This is a genomic window from Pseudomonadota bacterium (assembly GCA_010028905.1).
Lineage (GTDB): Bacteria > Vulcanimicrobiota > Xenobia > RGZZ01 > RGZZ01 > RGZZ01.
Genome location: RGZZ01000856.1, coordinates 1 through 1260, shown reverse-complemented (window position 1 = coordinate 1260; position 1260 = coordinate 1). Strand labels below are relative to the sequence as shown.

Here is a 1260-nt window from a genome sequence, read left to right as displayed (position 1 = left end):
GCTTGTAGATGCTGAACACGGCCACCAGGATCATGATGATGCTCATGAGCAGCGTGAAGTACGTAAACATCTGCAGGCGCTGCACCTCGTAGGGGTCCACCGCGCACACCGACGTGAATGTGGGGTAGTCCTTTATGGCCTGGGCGATGAGCTTGTTCACCTGGGACATGGTCCACGCCGAGAGCGTGAGGAAGAAGATCGACATGAGCAGGATGGCGCTGGAGAAGGTGTAGGAGCTCACCACAAGGCCCTCCATTTATTGGATGTACACATATATATTCGTCTACAACCGGTGGGTGCGGCCCACTTCGTACGCCATCGCCTCAAAGGGGTGCTCGTGACCGGTCATGTCCACGTCGGTGATGGACGCCGGCGTGGCGGACGTGTAGAGCGCCGCGATGGGGCCCTCGTCGGCGTCGGTATAGACCCACTCGTCTAGGTCGGGGTTGCTGCGCACGAGCTCGCTGTAATCGGCGCGCCGCGTGCGCGTGCGCTCGTACCCCCGGGCCCTGATGTACGCGTCAGTGTAATCCGGGGCCAGGCGCTGGAAGACGTGGACCTTTTCATGCACGAGCAGGTTCGTGAGGGCGTCGTCGTCTTCGGGGGTCGTGTCTGGGCAAAGAAATATTACACTCCCGCGCGTGTGGGGCAGCCCGTTCTCGTACACGCGGTCACGGGTCTTGGCAAACACCCAGGGGATGGGCGCGAGGGCCGCCAGCCCCGGCATGGCGTCGATCTCGGCGACGCACTCGCGGATGCGCGCGCGCTCCTCCGGCGTGAAGTCGTCGGCCGCGCCCGCGCTCGCTGCGACGTAGGCGGCGATAGATGCCGTCTGGCGCGCGTGGAGGTCGGCGGAGGTGAGGGCCGCCGCGTATCCGTCCGAGTCGGCTTGGATGATGGCGCGCGTCTGGTGGGCGTCCAGGAATCGGGGCTCCCGAGCACGCAAGCGCCAGGGCTGCCAATGGAGTCCGTACAGGCCGACGAGGACGGCTGTCGTGAGCGCGAAGGCCACGAAGGCGTACTGCATATCTGCCTTTCTGGGACACAAAAAAACTCCCCAGGGGCGCTAACGTGCGACGGGCTTTCCCGGTGTGCGGGAAACGGCGCCAGACGCATCCGACTCGGCATCCGCATCCGACTCGGCCTCATCATCATCCGACAGGGGGATGGACGGGAGCACGGGGAGGGCGCTGGGCTTGGTAGCGGCGCGATTCTTGCCGCCCTCCACTGCGGGTGGGCGGGCGACGTGCGGATACACGA

Annotated in this window: 3 protein-coding genes; all 3 read right to left on the bottom strand. The window is 64.9% G+C overall.

Annotated features, from left to right (window positions below; genetic code table 11):
• On the bottom strand, positions 1-256 hold a 256-nt coding region (locus EB084_25890), incomplete at its 3' end, for a hypothetical protein (protein ID NDD31696.1).
• Between the two features lie 27 nt (positions 257-283).
• On the bottom strand, positions 284-1027 hold the full coding sequence (locus tag EB084_25885) for a hypothetical protein (protein NDD31695.1): 744 nt from the start codon (positions 1025-1027) through the stop codon (positions 284-286).
• Between the two features lie 39 nt (positions 1028-1066).
• Positions 1067-1260: hypothetical protein (locus EB084_25880; protein NDD31694.1), on the bottom strand; the 194-nt coding region annotated here is incomplete at its 5' end.

Excerpts from the sequence above, each read along its gene's own strand:
- EB084_25885 (NDD31695.1), bottom strand. The coding sequence starts at position 1,027 with ATGCAGTACGCCTTCGTGGCCTTCGCGCTCACGACAGCCGTCCTCGTC.